Raw genomic sequence first — 17,446 nt, 5'->3', positions numbered from 1 at the left:
TCGCGGGTTCGAGTCCCGTCCGCTCCGCCACTAATTTGAAGGCCTTCCCTGATGGGAAGGCCTTTTTGCTATGGGCGATTTTGTCCATAAGACCCACAGATTTGCACACCAGAATCAACACAAAGCCCGGCTTCACGACCGGGCCTTGGTGTTTTTAGCGTGTTAAACAGCCAACGTTTGGTTTTTACCTGCCAAGAGAGGGCCAGATAGCCGGTTATTCCCGCCATTTTCGGGCTATATCCGGGCCTTATCAGCCATTTGAACGAGTCTACAAGGGGTCAAATCAGGCTTCTGCCGCTTGCTGACTACAGGGCAGTCCCATATTTACCACCTCCGCTTCCATCTGCACATCGATCTTGAAGCCAAGCCGTTTGGCTAGGTTGGGAATACCGAGATTGCCGGATTCATCAGGTACAGTTCAAGCAAAGAGACCTTCCCGACGGGAAGGCCTCTTTGCTTTATCTATCAACTGATTACCATCACTCGGTTGATTTATCAGGGCTTCTCTTTGTTGCCAATGCTCAGGCCGAGCTTGATGGAGAGGGCCGCCAGTAACAGCAGCATCATAATCAGGGAAAAGAAGTTGCTGCCAAGCTCCGGGTATTGCACCTTGAGCAGCGCGGAGTGACCGAAGACACCGATAAAGAAGCAGAGCAGGGTACAGATGGGGGTGTTGCCCACCATGGGTTCATGGCGATAGTGCTGGAACAGCTGATAGGCCGCCAGCCAGAGGGCAATCAGCGGGAAGAAGGAGAAAGGCACGACCGAGTTGGTCAGCACGGCCAGAGAGGCATCGCCACAGATACCAATCAGCATGGCCATGGCAAGCGGTTTTTTCGGGATCATAAGCTGTTCAGGCATGTCGTTCTCCATCCTGTGGTCATGGGTGAGGTTCACGGCGCTTCTGGTTTTGTACCTCGGCGCCCATGGCGATCATCCGCAGTTGGCGAATTGTTCGGTCGGAGAGTGCACGGCACTCTTCGCTGGTCATGTCGAGTGCATCGGCACCGGCACTGAAGACGATGGTGACCATGGCTTCTGCCTGGATGTAGGCATCTTCCCGTGGTGCTTCTGTGGTGGCTTCCAGATAATCGGTCAGCTCTGCGATAAAGTGCTGGATTTCGCGAGCTACCGCCTGGCGAAAGGCGGCCGAGGTGCCGGAGCGTTCCCGCAGCAGCAGCCGAAAGATGTTGGGGTTGTTCTCGACAAACTCCATAAAGGTCTGCACCGAGGTGCTGATGACACTGCCACCACCGGCAATGCGCTGGCGTGCCTGGCGCATCAGTTGGCGCAGGGTAAGGCCTCCTTCGTCAACCAGGGTCAGGCCCAGTTCCTCCATATCGCGAAAGTGGCGATAGAAAGAGGTGGGCGCGATACCCGCTTCGCGAGCGACTTCCCGCAGGCTGAGATTGGAGAAACTCCGATTGGCGCACAGTTGGCTGAATGCAGCATCGATCAATGTACGCCGGGTTTTTTCTTTTTGTTGAGCGCGAATACCCACGAAATCAGTCACCTTCAGCTTAACGAGGACAAATGATAACCCGAAGGCGCCTCAGGATCAGGTTTGTATCCTATTTTTTTACCATTGACCGTGAGGAAATCACCATAGAAAATGGCTAACAGCTGTTCGCTGAAAGGATGCAATGAGATGGCCAGACCCCCCATTATTTTCACCAATACCCTGCTGTTCTCCCTCTCCGGGATAGTGGCGTTGATTGTCGTGCCCTGGTACGGCGTGAGCCACGGTTACGATCTCTGGCAGTGGGCCAGTTTCCTGTTGTTGTTCTGCCTTAGTGGTCTCTCCATCACCGCAGGCTATCACCGGCTCTGGTCGCACAAGGCCTACAAGGCGCACCCCGCTTTGCAGTGGTTGTTTGCCATCGGCGGTGCGTTGGCGCTGCAGAATTCGGCCCTGCACTGGTCGGCCGATCACCGCCATCACCATCGTCATGTGGATGACAACGATAAAGACCCCTACAGCGCGGGGCGCGGCTTCTGGTATTCCCACATTGGCTGGATGCTGCGGGAGCATCAGGGAGATCGCTATGGCGATTACAATAATGTGCGTGACCTGCAGAACAACCCGGTGGTCGCGTTTCAGCACCGTCACTATCTGACGCTGGCGCTGGCGGCCAATCTGGGGCTGCCGCTGCTGCTCGGCCTATGGCACGGGGATATGCTCGGCATGTTGCTGTTGGCAGGCGTGCTGAGAATGGTGATGACTCACCACACCACCTTCTTCATCAATTCGCTGGCCCACATCTGGGGCAGTCAGCCCTATACCGACCGCAATACCGCTCGCGATAACGGCATCCTGGCTTTTTTCACCTTTGGCGAGGGGTACCACAACTTTCACCACCTGTTCGAGAATGACTACCGCAATGGCATTCACTGGTGGCAGTTCGATCCGACCAAGTGGTTGATCCGGCTCGCCTCCTGGTGCGGTCTGGCGGGAGATCTCAGATCTTCGCCGGAGGAGCGTATCGAACAAGCCCGGCTGCAGATGCAGCTGAAACGGGCACAAGCCAAGTTGCGCAAGCAGGAAGATCGCGAACTGTGGCAGGCGCTGCTGCAGGAGGAGTACGACAAGCTGAGCCAGCAGTTGCAACACTATTACGCTAGTCGCAAGCGGCTGCTGGAGCTGCGCAAGCGCAAGGCGCTGGCGCGCTATGACCGCCTCAAGCTGCAACTGGAGTACCGGGCCCTGCGTGACGGCTTTATCGCTGGTAAACGCAACTGGAGTCGCCTGCTGGCAGGCATTGCATGATGCCTTGCCGGGGTATCACACATACTAAAAGAGAAGACCGCCTGCTGGCGGTCTTCTCTTTGGTATGCATGTTTGAACGGGCTAGTTGGTTTGGCTCTGCTGTTGCTGCAACTGATCCAGTGCCTGCTGCTCCTGCTGGCTGAGACCCAGCTGTTCACAGGCCTGCTCAAAGCTGATCCCCAGATAGCGCATCATGATATCCAATAACGGGAGGGCTTAGTTGGCTTGGCTCTGCTGTTGCTGCAACTGATCCAGCGCCTGTTGCTCCTGCTGGCTAAGACCCAGCTGTTCGCAGGCCTGCTCAAAGCTGATCCCCAGATGGCACATCATGATATCGATGGCGGGCAGATAATTCTTCATAGCTTCTTCCATGGTGATCCTCCAGACCCGTCACTTATGCCCTGAACCACTCGGGGCGGCAATTAGACTTTAGGCTTAGTCTGTCCATTTGATCAGCACCCCTGCCACTGGGGTAGGGAATTTGTTACCCTGCACCATGATAAAAACGGTTGCCGTATGACTGCGAGCAACAGGTGAGGAGCAGGGCATGTTATTGAGTTTCTTGATCATCGCTTCAGGTTGGTGGCACATCCGTGCTGCCTACGGTTCAGACAGCCGCCAGTTCTATATCAGCAAGCCGCTGACCATGCTGCTTATCATTGCGTTGGCGTTCGGCTACCAGAGTTATGACCACGACGGTTCCCATGCCTGGATCCTGCTCGGCCTCTGCCTCTCGCTGGCGGGCGATGTGCTGCTGATGTTGCCAAGGGATCGCTTCATTCAGGGGTTGGCGGCATTTCTTGTCGCGCATCTCTGCTATATCGTCGGCTTTGCCCAGGGACCGCTGCTGCTCAATCTGGTGGATGGCTTGCTGCTGTTGCTGATTGCCGGCATGGTATTTGGCCTGCTGTGGGGCAAGCTGGGAGAGATGCGGATCCCGGTCTTTTGCTACATGCTGGTGATCATCGGCATGGCTTGGGTGGCCGCCGGTGCCTGGCACGCCTCTCTCACTGCCGGTTCGGCCGCCGCTTTGGTGGGGGCACTGATGTTCCTCTTCTCCGACAGCATGCTGGCGCTCGATCGCTTCCGCCGCCCCTTTCCCCACGCTCGAGCCTGGGTGATGAGCAGCTACTTTGCGGCGCAATTCCTGATTGCGGGGTCGCTGGCGGGATAACGCCATGCGGTTGAGTACAGGCAACAGATAACGAAAAACGGGCGCTTGCCCGTTTTTCGTTTTATTCCCGGCGGTTTTTCACGCCTCTAGCGGTTCGGCATCCGCTGCCCGTGGGGCGGGGGATTTGAGCAACAGCATCAGGCCGCTGGCGATCAGCAGGAAGATCCCCATGATGTAGAACACCTGGTTGTAGGCCATGATGGCCGCCTCCCGGTTGATGGTATTGGCCAGCATGGCGTGGGCTTGCTGCTGGGCAATCTCGGGGCCTGAACCCTGCGCCATCATGCTCTGGGCCAGTTGCAGCAGATAGCTCTGCCCCTCGACACTGCTGGCGGCCAGAGTGCTGCCAATCTGCAGCACATGGGTGCGGGTATCGTTGTCGAGCAGGGTCGCGATGATGGCGATACCGAACGCACCACCGAGGTTGCGCAGCACGTTGAGCAGAGTCGAGGAGGAGGGGATCTCGTCGTGGCTCAGGCTGGCGGTGGCGACCAGGGAGAGCGGCACCATGATGAAGGGCTGCCCCAGCGCCCGCACGATAAGCGACTGAATGAGCTGCGGCCCGGCGTAGTCGGCACTCATGTTGACGTTCATAAAGCAGCTGACTGCGAAGATCAGGAAGCCGAAGCTCACCAGATAGCGCGGGTCTATCTTGTGGGTCAGCTTGGGCACCAGCGGTAGCACCAGCAGTTGCGGCAGCCCCATCCACATAAGGACTTCGCCGATCTCCAGCGCGTTGTAGTTGTGGATCTGGGTCATGTAGAGCGGCAACACATAGATAGATCCCATCAGCGCCATGCCGAGGATCAGATAGGCGAAGCAGGCGAGTGCGAAGCGCGGGTTGTGCAGCAGCCGCAGATTGACCAGCGGGTGACGGCGGATCAGCTGGCTGATGACAAAGAACACCAGCGCCACCGCCGAGATGACCGCCAGTCGCACGATGAAGCTTGAGCCGAACCAGTCCTCCCGGTTGCCCTCTTCCAGTACCACCTCCAGCAAGCCGAGGCCGAGCGCCATGGTGACAATCCCGATGAGGTCTACCCGCTTGATCACGGCCCAGTCCACCGGTTTTTTATCCAGCCCGTGGGCCAGCATGGCCATCACCAGCAGTCCCGGCGGCACGTTGAGATAGAAGATGTAGTGCCACGACATCTGCTCGGTGAGCCAGCCGCCGAGGGTTGGGCCGATGGCGGGGGCGAAGGTGGCGCAGAGGCCAAACAGCGCCATGCCGGTGGCCCGCTTCTGGAGCGGCAACAGGGTGACGATGAGGGAGAAGGCCATCGGGATCAGCGCCCCGCCAGTGAAGCCTTGCAGCGCTCGGAAGACGATCATGCTGGTGAGGTTCCAGCTGAACGAGCAGAGCACGGAGGCGGCGATAAAGGCGCCGGTGGTCCAGAGCAGGTAGCGGCGCACGCTCAGCCCTCGGCTCAGCCAGCCACTCAGGGGGATGGCGATCATCTCCGCCACCAGATAGGAGGTGGAGATCCAGGAGCTTTCGCTCAGGGTGGCCGACAGGGCCCCCTGAATATCCTTCAGTGAGGCATTGGTGATCTGGATATCGAGGATGGCCATGAAGGCGCCGATAAGCCCCCCCATGACCGCGATCCAGTTGCGACGTGGAATGGGTTCCATCAGTTGGCAGCCACCACGGGATCAGGAGTGCGGGTATCCACGATCACTTCGGTGGAGAGACCCGGCAGCAGCTTGCCTGCCAGCGGGCCCGGCTCGGGGATGCGGATCTTGACCGGTACCCGTTGCACAATTTTGGTGAAGTTGCCGGTGGCATTCTCCGGTGGCAGCAGGGCGAACTTGGCGCCGGTCGCCGGGGCCAAGCTGTCGATGATCCCCTCGACCGGTTGATCCGGGTAGGCATCGAGTACCACTTCGACCTTCTGGCCCGGCTGCATATGGGCGAGCTGGGTCTCCTTGAAGTTGGCCTCGACCCACACCTGCTGCAGCGGCACCAGGCTGGCGACCTGCATACCGGACTGGACGTAGAGGCCTTCCCGCAGGCTGCGCTTGCCGATGATGCCATCGGCCGGTGCCCGCAGCTCGGTGTAGCCGAGCTCCAGCTTGGCCTGCTCCAGTTGTGCTTCGCTCAACGCCAGCTTGGCCAAGTTCTGTTTGCGCTCGGCATCCAGTACCAGCAGTCGCTCACGGGCCGCTTGCAGGGCGGCTTGGGCCTCCCGGGCTTGCGCCTGATTGACCTGCAGTCCGGCACGCACCTCGTCCAGACTGTCTTGCGAGCTGTAGTGGCGCTGGTTGAGCTGACTGATCCGGTTGACCTGCTGGCTGGCACGCAGCTGTTCGGCATTGGCGGAGGCGACCTTGGCCTCGGCCTGCTGGATCAGGCTCAGTTGTTGGGTGCGGGTGGCGGCCAGATTTTCGGCCGTCGCCTGATTGAGGCGCAGGTCGGCTTCGGCCTCCGCGACCCTGGTTTTGTATTCGCGATCATCGAGCCGGGCGATCAGTTGGCCCGCTTTGACTGGCTGGTTGTCGGTGACCAGCACTTCGCGGATATAGCCGGGCAGTTTGGAGCTGATCCCGGTCACTTCACTTTGCAGATAGGCGTTGTCGGTGCTTTCAAAATAGCGGCCGTGAAGATACCAGTAACCGGCGAACAGCAGACCGAGCAGCGCCAATATCATGGCTGCCAGCAGGGGAATTTTTTTGTGTTGACTCATTTTTGTGATTCCTGAACTTAAGGGGCGCAGGCTAACACTGGTCAACTGTTTCGATTAGTATTGGTTCACGAGATATACAGTTTCACTGGTGCAACAATGGATCTCAATGCCGCGTTAATTCTGGTGCGTATCGTCGACAAGGGCTCGTTTACGGGGGCCGCCCGCGAGCTGGGGATGACCAAGGCGATGGTCAGCCGCCGCATCGCCGAGCTTGAACAGCGGCTCGGAGTGCGTCTGCTCTATCGCTCCACCCGTCAGCTCACTTTGACCGAGGAGGGGGAGAAGTACTACCTGCACTGCAGCAAGGCGGTCGATGCCCTGACCGAAGCCGAGCTGATGCTGAGCGCCAGCCAGCAGGAGGTAACCGGCACCCTCAAACTGGCGGTGCCCATCGAAACGGGGCAACTGGTGGTCGGGCGCTTGGTCGCCAAGTTTTTGCAGGCCTATCCCGCCCTGCAGGTGGAGCTGGAGCTGACCAACCGGGTGGTGGATCCCATCAGCGAAGGGCTGGATGCGGTGGTGCGGATTGGCGACATGAGCGACTCCAATCTGGCGGCGCGCCGACTCTGGAGCACCGGAAGGCTGCTCTGTGCCAGCCCGGACTATCTTGCCCGCAGCCCGGTCATCGAGCGGCCGGAGGATCTGGCCAACCACGAGCGGGTGACGGTGAGCAGCGGGTTTCTCGCCTCTCACTGGTGCTTCGAGCTGGATGGCAGAGAGGTGCTGGTTGACCCCCCATCCCGTTTTCGGGTCAATAATATTACCTGTGCCCGGGAGGCTGCGAAGGCGGGGCTGGGGTTGGCTTCGTTACCCGCTATGCTCTGTCAGGATGAGCTGGCCAGCGGCGAATTGGTGATCCTGCTGCCAGAGTGGCAGCAACCCAGGGTGCCGATTTATTTGCTGTTTCCGGAGCGGCAACTGATGCCGCGCAAGTTGCGGGCATTCATCGATTTCATGATTGAGAACGGCGCCGAGTTTGGCATCGACAAGTTGTTGTAAGGGGGAGCTATGGATAACTGGATCAATCTCTATCGCGCCTCACACACCCTGGAGGCGCACGCGTTGAAAGGGGCGCTGGAGGCGGAAGGGGTGCTGGTGCGCCTCAATGGCGAGGGGCTGTCTGGCGCCCTTGGCGAACTGCCGGTCGACATGTTGCAGGTGACTCTGATGGTGCTGGCCGAGGATCGCAGCAAGGCAGGAAGGGTCATCGAGCGTTACCAGCAGCGCCAGGGTAACGGCTGGCTGTGCGGCCAGTGCGGGGAGGAGAACGGCGCCAACTTCGACGTCTGCTGGCGCTGTCACCACGATCCCCACGACAGCTGATCTCTCTTCCGCTAGCGCGGCGGGAACTCGATATCTTCCCCTGCGCTGGCATCGTGATAGGTCGCCAGATCCAGCTCGTTTTCGCTGCGGGCGATCAGCACCGACACCAGAATATCCCCCGATACGTTGACCGTGGTGCGCGCCATGTCGAGGATCCGGTCAATGCCTGCAATCAGTGCCACCCCTTCCAGCGGCAAGCCCACCGCCGTCAGGGTCAGGGTCAGCAGCATCAGCCCGGTGCCCGGGGTGCCTGCGGTGCCGATACTTGCCAGGGTGGCGATGCTGATGATGGTCAGGTAATCGACCATGTGCAGATCCACACCGAATGCCTGAGCCACGAACAGCGCAGTCACTCCCTGATAGAGGGCTGTGCCATCCATGTTGATGGTGGCGCCGATGGGCAGCACCTTGGCTGTGATGGCGGGGGAGACTCCCAGCCGCTTCTCGGCGCAGGCTAGACTGATGGGCAGGGTGGAGTTGCTGGAGCTGCTGGTGAAGGCCACCGCCTGAGCATCGACGATGCTCTTGAAGTAGTGCAGCGGATTGAGCCGTGCCAGCAGGAGCAGCAGGGTGCTATAGACCCCGAGCACGTGCAGCAGGCAGCCGAGGTAGACGGCGCCGATCACCTTGAGCAGCGGTAGCAGCAGATCGAGACCGTACTTGCCGGTCATCCAGGCCATCAGGGCGCAGACACCATAAGGGGCGAGCGCCATCACCATCTGGGTCAGCTTGAACATCCCCTCGGCCAGCGAGGTGAAGAAGAGGATGGCGGGGCGGCCACGGCGACCGCTGGCATTGAGGGCCACCGCCAGCGCCACCGCAAAGACGATCACTTGCAGGATCTTGCCATCCACCATCGCCTGTACCGGGTTGCTCGGCACCAGATGGCTCAGCACGCTGGCCAGGGTGGGTGGTTCCGACATACCGACCCGCTCATAGGGGCCCATGTCGGCACCCATGCCGGGTTCCAGCAGCCAGCCCATCATCAGGCCGATGCAGATGGCGATGGCGGTCGAGCAGAAGTAGAGGCAGATCGCCTTGCTGCCGATGCGATCGAGGGCCTTGCCCTTGAGCAGCGAGGTGAGGCCGGCGATGACCGAACAGAAAATGAGGGGCACCATCAGCATCTGGATGGTGTTGACGAACAGGACGCCAAGGGGCTTGAGCAGCAGGGCTTGCTCTTCAAAGCCGACGCCCAGACCCACCCCTGTCAGCATGCCGATCAGGGTCTTGAGCCAGAGTGGTCGGCGGGTCCAGATCTGCCAGGGCTTGAGAGCCTCTCCATGGAACAGCATGACGCCAATATCCTTATACATTGTCTGCGATGGCCAAAAAGGGGCGCCAGTGTAGCGATCCCTGACGCGGGTTGCCACATTATCGACAAAGCGGTGGCGGTGACCACTCCCCTGACCAGGTAATGCGCAATTTATTGGCCTATATCAAGATCCCTCCGGGCGGGGAGATATTTAATTGGCATTAAATATGTTTATTATTGAGGTGAGAGATGTCGCAATCGGTTCATGGTCACGAAGTGATGGAGATGATGTTGGCACAAGGGGGGCAATTTACCCGTGCCAGCCTGAAACAGGCGATGGCCGAGCGGTTCGGTGCCGAGGCCCGTTTTCATACCTGCAGCGCCAGCGAGATGGATGCGGAAGCGCTGATCGACTTTCTGGCTGCTCGCGGCAAATTCATCGACTCGGCCGAGGGTTTCCAGACCCGTGCCGACAAGATCTGCAACCACGGTTAATCCCGCTGCGAGCGCATCATGGCGCTCGCTCAATTCTTCGCCCTTTGCTATATTTCGCCCCCTCTCTTTTCCCTATTCAGGGCGTAGCCCGGGCGTTGTATGGATACTTTCTCTGCCGCAGTCATGCTGTTTCTGATCATGGACCCGCTGGGCAACCTGCCGGTCTTCCTCTCTATACTGCGTCATATCGATCCCAAGCGACGCCGCAAGGTGATGGTGCGCGAGCTGCTCTTCTCGCTGGCCATCATGATGCTGTTCCTGTTCGTCGGTCAGCAGATCCTCGGTTTCCTCAACCTGCGGCAGGAGGCGGTCAGCATTGCGGGGGGCATCATCCTGTTCCTGATCGCCATCAAGATGATCTTCCCGAGTGAGGGGGGCGTGACCGGGCTGGCGGCGGGCGAGGAGCCCTTCCTGGTGCCGATGGCGATCCCGATGATCGCCGGTCCTTCTATCCTGGCTTCTTTGATGCTGCTGGCCAATCAGGAGCCGACCCGGATGGTGGACTGGTCGCTGGCACTCTTTATGGCCTGGGCTGCCAGCGCGGTGATCCTGATGTTCTACGAGGTATTCAACAAGCTGCTGGGTGAGCGGGGACTCACTGCGGTGGAGCGGTTGATGGGTATGCTGTTGGTGATGATCTCGGTCCAGATGCTGCTGGACGGGGTACATCACTATCTGGCAGTGACCGGCCAAGGCTGAGCGGTTTACATCTTGAAGTGAATGAAACGGGGCTACGCAGAGCCCCGTTCTTTTCTTCCTGCCGAGAGGGCGTGTCGTCACTCGTGAGTGGTCGCTGCGGGTTCCAGTTTGCTCATGATGAGGGAGAGCAGCAATTCCCGCAGCCAGCGGTGGCCCGGATCCTCGCTGTGACGCTGATGCCAGATGAGCAGATGGGAGATGCTGTCCAACCCGATGGGCAGCGGCAGCTGCAACAGCGGATAGACCTGGGTAGCGTGGCGAGCGTAGAGCCTGGAGAGGGTCACTATCATGTCGGAGTGCATCCCCATCCGCAGCGCCGCCTCGAAGGAGGGCACGGTTGCCTCGATACGCCGGTAGAGATCCTGCTCCGCCAGCTTGTGATCCAGCATCCAGCGGTCTCGCCCCTCGCAGTAAGTCTGCACATGGGGATAGCTGAGGTAGTGCTCCAGATTCCAGTTGGGCTCCCGCAGCGCGGGGTGGTGCTGCTGCACCAGACAGGTGAGATCATCGACCGCCAGCACTCGCTGACAGATGCTGTCGGGCAGGGTATCGAGCCGATAATCGGAGCTGATGCAGTTCTCCCGCACCGCGAAGGCGATGTCCACCTGTCCCTGACTCATCTCGGTCAGGCTGTTCTCGGTCCACTCCTCGTAACGCAAGCGGATCCTTGGTGCCTGCCGCTTCAACTCGCTCAGGTAGAGCGGGGCAAACAGGGTGAAGGCGCTGTCCATGCTGGCGATGACGAACTCTCGCTCCGAGCTGGCGGGGTCGAACTCGGGCGGCTGGATCAGGTTATCCAGCGACAGCAGGATGGGTTGCAACTGCTGTTGCAGCGCAAGGGCGCGGCCGGTGGGTTCCAGCCCGTAGGCGGAGCGGATGAAGAGGGGATCATTGAAGGTATCGCGCAGACGGCCGAGGGCTTTGCTGACGGCGGACTGGCTCAGATGAAGGCGGCGTGCCGCCTTGCTGCCGTTGCGCTCCTCCAGCAGTACCTGCAGGATAATCAGCAAATTGAGGTCGATGCGACCCAGTTGTTCCAGCAGCATGATATGAATCCTCTTCAATTCTAAGATGAATTTATACCATTTGTTTTCATATCTTGGCGATCTTATCCTCGAATGGTCTCAGGTTCGCATGAACCACTGGTACAGGATGTAGCGGTTGAGGGGACATGTAGCACAATCAATATGGCGACCTCAGGGTCGCCCTATTTTTTGGCTATGATTTATTTGCTCACTTGCACCTGCCTTGATTTTGCCCAACAATCCCTGCGCTCTATTTTGATACAAGTAACAGATATCTCTTTGTGAGGGAGTATCCCTATGGGACTCGGTGGAATTCATATCTGGCATATGTTGATCCTCTTGCTGGTCGTTGTGCTGGTCTTCGGCAGCAAGCGTCTTGCCAGTGCAGGTGAGGATCTGGGTACTGCCATCAAAGATTTTCGCAAGGCGATGCGTGACGACGCAAATCATCCGAAATAAGCAGTAGGAGTAGAAAATGTCTGTAGACGAGAAAGTTGAACTGAACGAAACCTGTGACAGCTGTGGCTGTTTTGCCGAGATCGGCACCATCATCGGCGAAGGCGATGATGTGATGGAGCTGGTTATTGAAGCCGCGGCCGAGGCGGATGCCCGCGCCAAGCTGGCTGCCTATGAAGCACTGGCCAAACAGGTCACCGCCGAAGCTCAAGTGAGCAGCGAACTGACCCAGGGCGCCAACGGCGTGATCCTGAAAGCCCGCCTGCAATTCACCTGCACCGCCGAAAAACTGATTTTCGAAATGCGGGCCCGCTCTATCTGAGTTGTCTGATAACGCGGCAGGTTTGCCTGCCGTGTTGACCCTTCTGCTGTGGGTCGGCGTTCTATAGTTACTCTATCCCACAGACGTTTTGCCCGGCGCGAGTCGGCCAACAGAAGGCGTAAATATCATGACGCAGCGATGGATCTCTGCCCCCAATCCCACCCTCTATCGTGATCCGTGCTGCCAACAGGCAGCAGGCGTGACCTCAGCACAGGGGCAGCCATCGTGATGCGACGCTGGATTTGGGCTCTGCTGGCCCTCTGCTGTTTTTCCCTGCTGGCGGCTGAGCTCAAGCCGGTGCGTTTGCCCCAACCCGGGGACCTCGAAAGCATTCTGCAAAAGCGCGAACTCAGGGCTCTGGTGGTCTATGAGCGTGGTTTCTATTTTCTCGATCGCGGCTCCCAGTACGGCATTCTGGTCAATCAGCTGCAAGGATTCGAGCGCTGGCTGAACAACATCTATCTTGCCAAAGAGAAGGTCAAACTCAAGGTGGTCTACATCCCGGTGCGCCAGGACAAGCTGCTGGACTATCTGGCCGAGGGGCGCGGCGATCTGGTGGCGGCGACCATGACGGTGACCCCGACCCGGCGTGAACAGGTGGCCTTCTCCCGGCCGCTCATCTCCTCCATCGAGGAGTGGGTGGTGAGCCAGAACAGCTTGCCCGCCTTCAACCGCATTACCCAGCTCTCCGGCAGGCGGGTCTGGGTGCGCGCCAGCTCCAGCTACTACGAGAGTTTGCGTCAGCTCAACTGGCTGTTTCGTGAGTTGGGGCTGCCCCCCGTCTATATCGAGACGGTGCCCGAATATCTACAGGATGGCGATCTGCTGGAGATGGTGGCTGCAGGCATTATTCCTCTGACGGTGACCGACAGCTACAAGGGGCGGATCTGGCTGGGTGGCATGATCTCCGGTCTCAAGGCTCACAAGTTGATCCCCCTGCGCAGCAACGGCACCAGTGGCTGGGCGCTGCGCAAGAACAGCCCCGAGCTGCTCAAGGCGGTCAATGGCTATCTGGCGAGCGTCAGCCGCAACAGCCTCTACAGCGACATGACTCTGCGCCGGTTGCTGGTTCACAGCGATCAGATGAGCAATATCCTGGCGCCGGATCCCATGGGGCGACTGGCGACCATTCGCAAGGTGCTGGAGAAGTACGCTAATCAATACGATCTCGACTGGCTGATGCTGGCGGCGCTCGGTTACAAGGAGTCCGGCCTCAATCCCAAGGCGCGTTCGCACAAGGGGGCCGTGGGCATCATGCAACTGCTGCCTAGCACGGGGCGGGAGGTCGGCATCAACGGCGTCAGACTGACCACCCTTGAGGGCAATGTGGAAGCCGCCTGCCGCTACATGCGGTTGATCCTCGATACCTACTTCAATGATCCCGAGCTGGATCGGCTCAACCGTCACCTGTTTGCCCTCGCCGCCTACAACGCCGGGCCGAACCGGGTGCAGGCGCTGCGAGGCAAGGCGGAGAAGCAGGGGCTCGATCCTAACGTCTGGTTCGGCAACGTGGATCAACTGGTGGCCAACGAAGTCGGGCAGGGGCCGATCAACTATGTTGGCACCATCTACAAGTACTACGTGGCCTATCGTTTCAGCCTGCCCCAGATCGAGGGCAAGGCTGCCGCTATCGAAGCGGCTCAGCCCTGAGCCGGTTGACTAGCAGGGTCGCCTGCACGGTCGGCAGTTGCCAGCCACCGTCCCTGTGTTGCAGGAACCAGTGGGCGGGGCCGGTGGCCGGGATGAGATCTGGCTGGCTGAGCTGGCCCAGATAGCGCAACATCGGGGTATCATGCAGTTCCATCAGCAACTCCTTTTGAATATGTGAAGAGGCTCGCCAGCGTTATGACACCCGGCCATGACAGCAGGATGACACCATGATCCCCGGATCCTTTGCCCTGATCGACGATCCCCAGCTGGCGCTGAAGGTGCGTTGTCAATGGATCCGCCATGCCCGCGAGCGGATCCAGGCGCAGTACTACAGCTGGGAGGAGGACAGCAGCGGCAAGTTGCTGCTGAGCGAGCTGCTTCACGCCGCTCGGCGCGGCGTCAAGGTGCAGCTGCTGGTGGATGATCTCTATGCCGGTGACAACCGCTTTCTGGAGATGGTGGCTCACTACCCGGGGATCGAGGTGCGGCTGTTCAACCCCTTCTGGCTGCGTGGCTGGCGCCCGCTGGCACTGCTGCTGGAGGGGTTGTTCAGCTTTCGCCGCATCAACCACCGGATGCACAACAAACTGCTGCTGGTGGATGGCAAGCTGGCGCTGATCGGCGGGCGCAACATCGGCGATCGTTACTTCGGTCTGGAGCCGCAGGCTCCCTTCGTGGATCTCGATCTCGCCTGTCAGGGGGGGCTGTGCCAGCAGATGGCGCAGGGGTTCGAGCAGTTCTGGCGCAGCCGCTGGAGTCACCCCATCCGCCATCTGCTGCGCCGCAAGCTGCTGCCCGCCGAAATAGAGGTGGTCAACGACTTCCTGTTCACCATGACGGATCCGACGGTGGCGACGGTCTACGATCTGCCCGCGGAACTGTTCGACGAAAGCGATGTGCCGCTGCAATGGCATGAGGGTCGTGCCGAGGTGTGGTTCGATCGTCCCGGCAAGGGGCTTATCTCCCGCCCCACCACCGCTCGCCAGCTGTGGCGCCAGCTGGCTGACAATCCCGGCTCGCTGGGGTTGGTGACCCCTTACCTCATCCTGACCCGCGGGTTTCGGCATCGTCTGGCGCGGCTGCGCCAGCAGGGTGTTGCCATCGATATTCTCACCAACTCGCTGGCCAGTACCGATGTGCCGCTGGTCTATGGCGCCTACCAACGCTATCTCGGCTGGTTGCTGCGTCGCGGGATCCGGGTCGCCGAGTTTGATCATGGCCACGGCAGCCTGCACGCCAAGCTGATCCTGCTGGGGGAGGCGCGGGCGCTGTTTGGCAGCCTCAACCTTGATCCCCGCTCGCTGTTTCTCAATACCGAGCTGATGCTGCATCTGCACTGCCCGCCGATCTGCGAGGCGCTGCGAATGTGGCTGGCTCGCTGGCAGGTGCAGGCCGGTGGATTGCCGCGCAAACCCGAGGGGTGGTCAAGGCGGCTGATAGCCCGCCTGAGCGACTGGTTGCCACTGCGCCGTTGGCTGTGAGGCGGCCATTTTTTGTGCGAGATCTCGCAAAGCCTTGTAAGTCATTGCTGATGACCTTTGCGGGTTAATAACTATGATTGAATCTATCTAGCTGTTTTATAACAATTTAGTGGTGATGATAAGGCTGTTTTTTGTACTTCAATGTGAATGGAATGGGCATAAAAACGTTTTTTATTTTGTTTTTATGCGTAATATTTCAGTTGCAAGGACAAACACGGTGGCTTGTCTGCCGTGTGGACGAAGGTTGTAACGGGTAGCTGGCCGGTTGCATCGCTGCAATTGGCGCGCACTTCAGATGGGTCGCGAACTATCGGAAAGTGAAACAGAAGCTCGGCGTGGCCGGACTCCAATATGGAACATGCTATTTGCGAGGGGGTGACATGGACATGTCACCCCACTTTTTTGGTTCTTTGGCGAGTCTCGAGCCAATGAACATTGGCCGCCAGGGGGGCTGGTAAATAGCCTGACACGATATGGGCCACTCTCGACCGCATTAAATCTCGGCAGACCAGGCGAATGTAAAAAGGCCCCCTTGCATTAGCGAGGGGGCCTTTTTATCGGCCAGCGATCAGGGAGCTATCAGCCCTTGATGCGCTCGATGTGGCCACCCAGACCTTGCAGCTTCTGCTCGATGTTCTCGTAGCCACGGTCGATGTGGTAGATGCGATCGACGATGGTGGAACCTTCAGCCACGAAGCCGGCCAGCACCAGACTGGCAGAGGCGCGCAGATCGGTCGCCATCACCTGGGCACCCTTGAGCTGGGCGGTATCGCGGCAGATGGCCACGTTACCCTGCAACTCGATGTCGGCGCCCATCCGTACCAGCTCGGGAACGTGCATGAAGCGGTTCTCGAAGATGGTCTCGGTGATCATGCCGGTACCTTGGGCCACCGCGTTCAGTACGGTGAACTGGGCTTGCATGTCGGTCGGGAAGGCCGGGTAGGGGGCAGTCTTGATGGTGACCGGCTTGAGGGTGCGGCCAGTCATGTCGAGGGTAATCCAGTCTTCACCCTTCTCAATCAGGGCGCCAGCCTCTTCCAGCTTGACCAGTACCGCTTCCAGCAGGGTAGGGTCGGTGTTACGGCAGGTGATCTTGCCGCCGGTAACCGCTGCGCCCACCAGGAAGGTACCGGTTTCGATACGGTCAGGCTGGACGCTGTAGCTGCCGCCGTGCAGACGCTCGACGCCGTCGATGATCAGGGTGTCGGTGCCTGCACCCTGGATCTTGGCGCCCAGCGCGTTGAGGAAGTGGGCCAGATCGACCACTTCCGGCTCGCGCGCGGCGTTTTCGATCACGGTACGGCCTTCAGCCAGGGTGGCGGCCATCATCAGGTTTTCGGTACCGGTGACGGAGACCATGTCCATCAGGATATGGGCACCCTTCAGGCGACCGTCAACGCGGGCCTTGATGTAGCCATCCTCGATGGTGATCTTGGCGCCCATCAGCTCCAGACCGTGGACGTGCAGGTTGACCGGACGGGCACCGATAGCGCAACCGCCTGGCAGGGAGACGTCAGCTGCGCCGAAACGGGCAGCCAGCGGACCCAGCGCCAGAATGGAGGCGCGCATGGTCTTCACCAGCTCGTAGGGAGCGACATGGTTGTTCACCGCACCGGTCAGCACGGTGACGTTGCCGTTGACCTTGGTGGTCGCGCCCAGCATCTCCAGCAGCTTGATGGTGGTGCCCACATCTTTCAGTCGCGGCACGTTGGAGAGGTGTACCTCTTCATCACAAAGCAGGGTCGCGAACAGGATCGGCAGCGCGGCGTTTTTGGCGCCGGAGATGGTCACTTCGCCGTTGAGAGTACAACGACCATCGATTTTGAATTTGTCCATTTTTACTTCGTTACCAAATCAGGAGGGCAATAGGAATTTACGTTCGCGTTTCCACTCGGCGTCGGTGAACGCCTTGATGGAGAGGGCGTGAATGGCGTTGCTGGCGATCTTGTCCATCAGCGGGGCATAGATGGCCTGCTGCTTCTTGACCCGGCTCATGCCGTCAAACATGTCACCGACGGCGATCACTTGGTAGTGACTACCGTCCCCTTTGACATGGACTTCGGACAATGGCAGAGCCTCAAGGAGTATCGCTTCAATTTCAGAGACTTGCATTAT

20 protein-coding genes are annotated in these 17,446 nt (G+C 59.4%); 10 read left to right on the top strand and 10 right to left on the bottom strand.

Annotation, left to right across the window (positions count from 1 at the left end):
• Nucleotides 1–495 precede the first annotated feature (495 nt).
• Together G5358_RS15750 and fabR are read right to left on the bottom strand one after the other, a co-directional pair.
• Entirely contained in the window at nt 496–861 is a 366-nt protein-coding gene (locus G5358_RS15750) for a YijD family membrane protein (RefSeq protein WP_139442142.1), read from the bottom strand.
• 19 nt (nt 862–880) lie between these two features.
• Nucleotides 881–1,501: an HTH-type transcriptional repressor FabR gene (gene fabR, locus G5358_RS15745; protein WP_005339921.1), complete on the bottom strand. Its 621-nt coding sequence runs from the start codon at nt 1,499–1,501 to the stop codon at nt 881–883.
• Between the two features lie 147 nt (nt 1,502–1,648).
• On the opposite strand from fabR, the gene G5358_RS15740 reads away from it, so the two are divergent.
• Nucleotides 1,649–2,767 carry a fatty acid desaturase gene (locus G5358_RS15740; protein WP_216952228.1) on the top strand — a complete coding sequence of 373 codons (1,119 nt, stop codon included), beginning with the start codon at nt 1,649–1,651 and terminating at the stop codon, nt 2,765–2,767.
• Between the two features lie 216 nt (nt 2,768–2,983).
• Here the strand turns inward: G5358_RS15740 and G5358_RS15735 are convergent, their stop codons facing one another.
• Complete coding sequence (locus G5358_RS15735; RefSeq protein ID WP_005348505.1) at nt 2,984–3,139, bottom strand: hypothetical protein; 156 nt, start codon at nt 3,137–3,139, stop codon at nt 2,984–2,986.
• A 175-nt stretch (nt 3,140–3,314) separates the two neighbouring features.
• Between G5358_RS15735 and G5358_RS15730 the strand changes: the two genes are divergently transcribed.
• Complete coding sequence (locus G5358_RS15730; protein ID WP_164537865.1) at nt 3,315–3,941, top strand: lysoplasmalogenase; 627 nt, start codon at nt 3,315–3,317, stop codon at nt 3,939–3,941.
• A gap of 78 nt (nt 3,942–4,019) precedes the next feature.
• Here the strand turns inward: G5358_RS15730 and G5358_RS15725 are convergent, their stop codons facing one another.
• Together G5358_RS15725 and G5358_RS15720 are read right to left on the bottom strand one after the other, a co-directional pair.
• Entirely contained in the window at nt 4,020–5,573 is a 1,554-nt protein-coding gene (locus tag G5358_RS15725) for a DHA2 family efflux MFS transporter permease subunit (protein WP_216952227.1), read from the bottom strand.
• Entirely contained in the window at nt 5,573–6,625 is a 1,053-nt protein-coding gene (locus G5358_RS15720; protein ID WP_005348510.1) for an HlyD family secretion protein, read from the bottom strand. Before G5358_RS15720 ends, G5358_RS15725 begins: the two co-directional genes overlap by 1 nt.
• A gap of 96 nt (nt 6,626–6,721) precedes the next feature.
• Between G5358_RS15720 and G5358_RS15715 the strand changes: the two genes are divergently transcribed.
• Together G5358_RS15715 and G5358_RS15710 are read left to right on the top strand one after the other, a co-directional pair.
• Nucleotides 6,722–7,624 carry a LysR family transcriptional regulator gene (locus G5358_RS15715; RefSeq protein ID WP_019444678.1) on the top strand — a complete coding sequence of 301 codons (903 nt, stop codon included), beginning with the start codon at nt 6,722–6,724 and terminating at the stop codon, nt 7,622–7,624.
• A 9-nt stretch (nt 7,625–7,633) separates the two neighbouring features.
• Nucleotides 7,634–7,948 (top strand): DUF2007 domain-containing protein, encoded by a 315-nt coding sequence (locus G5358_RS15710; RefSeq protein ID WP_201958984.1) that lies wholly within the window; start codon nt 7,634–7,636, stop codon nt 7,946–7,948.
• An 11-nt stretch (nt 7,949–7,959) separates the two neighbouring features.
• Here G5358_RS15710 and G5358_RS15705 read toward each other — a convergent pair whose 3' ends face one another.
• On the bottom strand, nt 7,960–9,243 hold the full coding sequence (locus G5358_RS15705) for a dicarboxylate/amino acid:cation symporter (RefSeq protein ID WP_005357632.1): 1,284 nt from the start codon (nt 9,241–9,243) through the stop codon (nt 7,960–7,962).
• 209 nt (nt 9,244–9,452) lie between these two features.
• Here G5358_RS15705 and G5358_RS15700 point away from each other — a divergent pair, with 209 nt between their 5' ends.
• Both G5358_RS15700 and G5358_RS15695 read left to right on the top strand, forming a co-directional pair.
• Entirely contained in the window at nt 9,453–9,698 is a 246-nt protein-coding gene (locus G5358_RS15700; protein WP_005357633.1) for a YecH family metal-binding protein, read from the top strand.
• Nucleotides 9,699–9,797: 99 nt separating this feature from the next.
• A complete protein-coding gene (locus G5358_RS15695) occupies nt 9,798–10,397 on the top strand; it encodes a YhgN family NAAT transporter (protein ID WP_041234986.1) in 600 nt (199 codons plus the stop codon).
• 77 nt (nt 10,398–10,474) lie between these two features.
• On the opposite strand, the gene G5358_RS15690 is transcribed toward G5358_RS15695, so the two are convergent.
• Complete coding sequence (locus tag G5358_RS15690; protein WP_005348538.1) at nt 10,475–11,443, bottom strand: LysR family transcriptional regulator; 969 nt, start codon at nt 11,441–11,443, stop codon at nt 10,475–10,477.
• Nucleotides 11,444–11,719: 276 nt separating this feature from the next.
• Here G5358_RS15690 and tatA point away from each other — a divergent pair, with 276 nt between their 5' ends.
• From tatA to G5358_RS15675, 3 genes are all read left to right on the top strand, one after another.
• A complete protein-coding gene (gene tatA, locus G5358_RS15685; protein ID WP_005339944.1) occupies nt 11,720–11,881 on the top strand; it encodes a twin-arginine translocase TatA/TatE family subunit in 162 nt (53 codons plus the stop codon).
• A 16-nt stretch (nt 11,882–11,897) separates the two neighbouring features.
• A complete protein-coding gene (locus G5358_RS15680; protein ID WP_101531245.1) occupies nt 11,898–12,200 on the top strand; it encodes a YfcZ/YiiS family protein in 303 nt (100 codons plus the stop codon).
• Between the two features lie 228 nt (nt 12,201–12,428).
• The gene (locus G5358_RS15675; RefSeq protein ID WP_421324418.1) at nt 12,429–13,850 is read left to right on the top strand and encodes a transglycosylase SLT domain-containing protein; all 1,422 of its coding nucleotides are present in this window, start codon (nt 12,429–12,431) and stop codon (nt 13,848–13,850) included.
• On the opposite strand, the gene G5358_RS15670 is transcribed toward G5358_RS15675, so the two are convergent.
• The gene (locus G5358_RS15670) at nt 13,828–14,004 is read right to left on the bottom strand and encodes a hypothetical protein (protein WP_337073412.1); all 177 of its coding nucleotides are present in this window, start codon (nt 14,002–14,004) and stop codon (nt 13,828–13,830) included. The two genes, G5358_RS15675 and G5358_RS15670, sit on opposite strands and share 23 nt — an antisense overlap.
• Before the next feature lie 73 nt (nt 14,005–14,077).
• Here G5358_RS15670 and G5358_RS15665 point away from each other — a divergent pair, with 73 nt between their 5' ends.
• The gene (locus tag G5358_RS15665) at nt 14,078–15,331 is read left to right on the top strand and encodes a phospholipase D family protein (protein WP_421324416.1); all 1,254 of its coding nucleotides are present in this window, start codon (nt 14,078–14,080) and stop codon (nt 15,329–15,331) included.
• 579 nt (nt 15,332–15,910) lie between these two features.
• Here the strand turns inward: G5358_RS15665 and murA are convergent.
• Both murA and ibaG read right to left on the bottom strand, forming a co-directional pair.
• Nucleotides 15,911–17,167, bottom strand: a complete 1,257-nt coding sequence (murA, locus tag G5358_RS15660) for a UDP-N-acetylglucosamine 1-carboxyvinyltransferase (RefSeq protein WP_005341797.1) — start codon at nt 17,165–17,167, stop codon at nt 15,911–15,913.
• An 18-nt stretch (nt 17,168–17,185) separates the two neighbouring features.
• The gene (gene ibaG / locus G5358_RS15655; protein ID WP_005306001.1) at nt 17,186–17,443 is read right to left on the bottom strand and encodes a BolA family iron metabolism protein IbaG; all 258 of its coding nucleotides are present in this window, start codon (nt 17,441–17,443) and stop codon (nt 17,186–17,188) included.
• Between the last annotated feature and the right edge of the window lie 3 nt (nt 17,444–17,446).

The sequence above is a fragment of the Aeromonas sp. 604176 genome (assembly GCF_049170755.1).
GTDB lineage: Bacteria > Pseudomonadota > Gammaproteobacteria > Enterobacterales > Aeromonadaceae > Aeromonas > Aeromonas veronii_A.
Note: the sequence above shows the minus strand (reverse complement) of the source record. Positions and strands in the feature narration are given on the sequence as shown.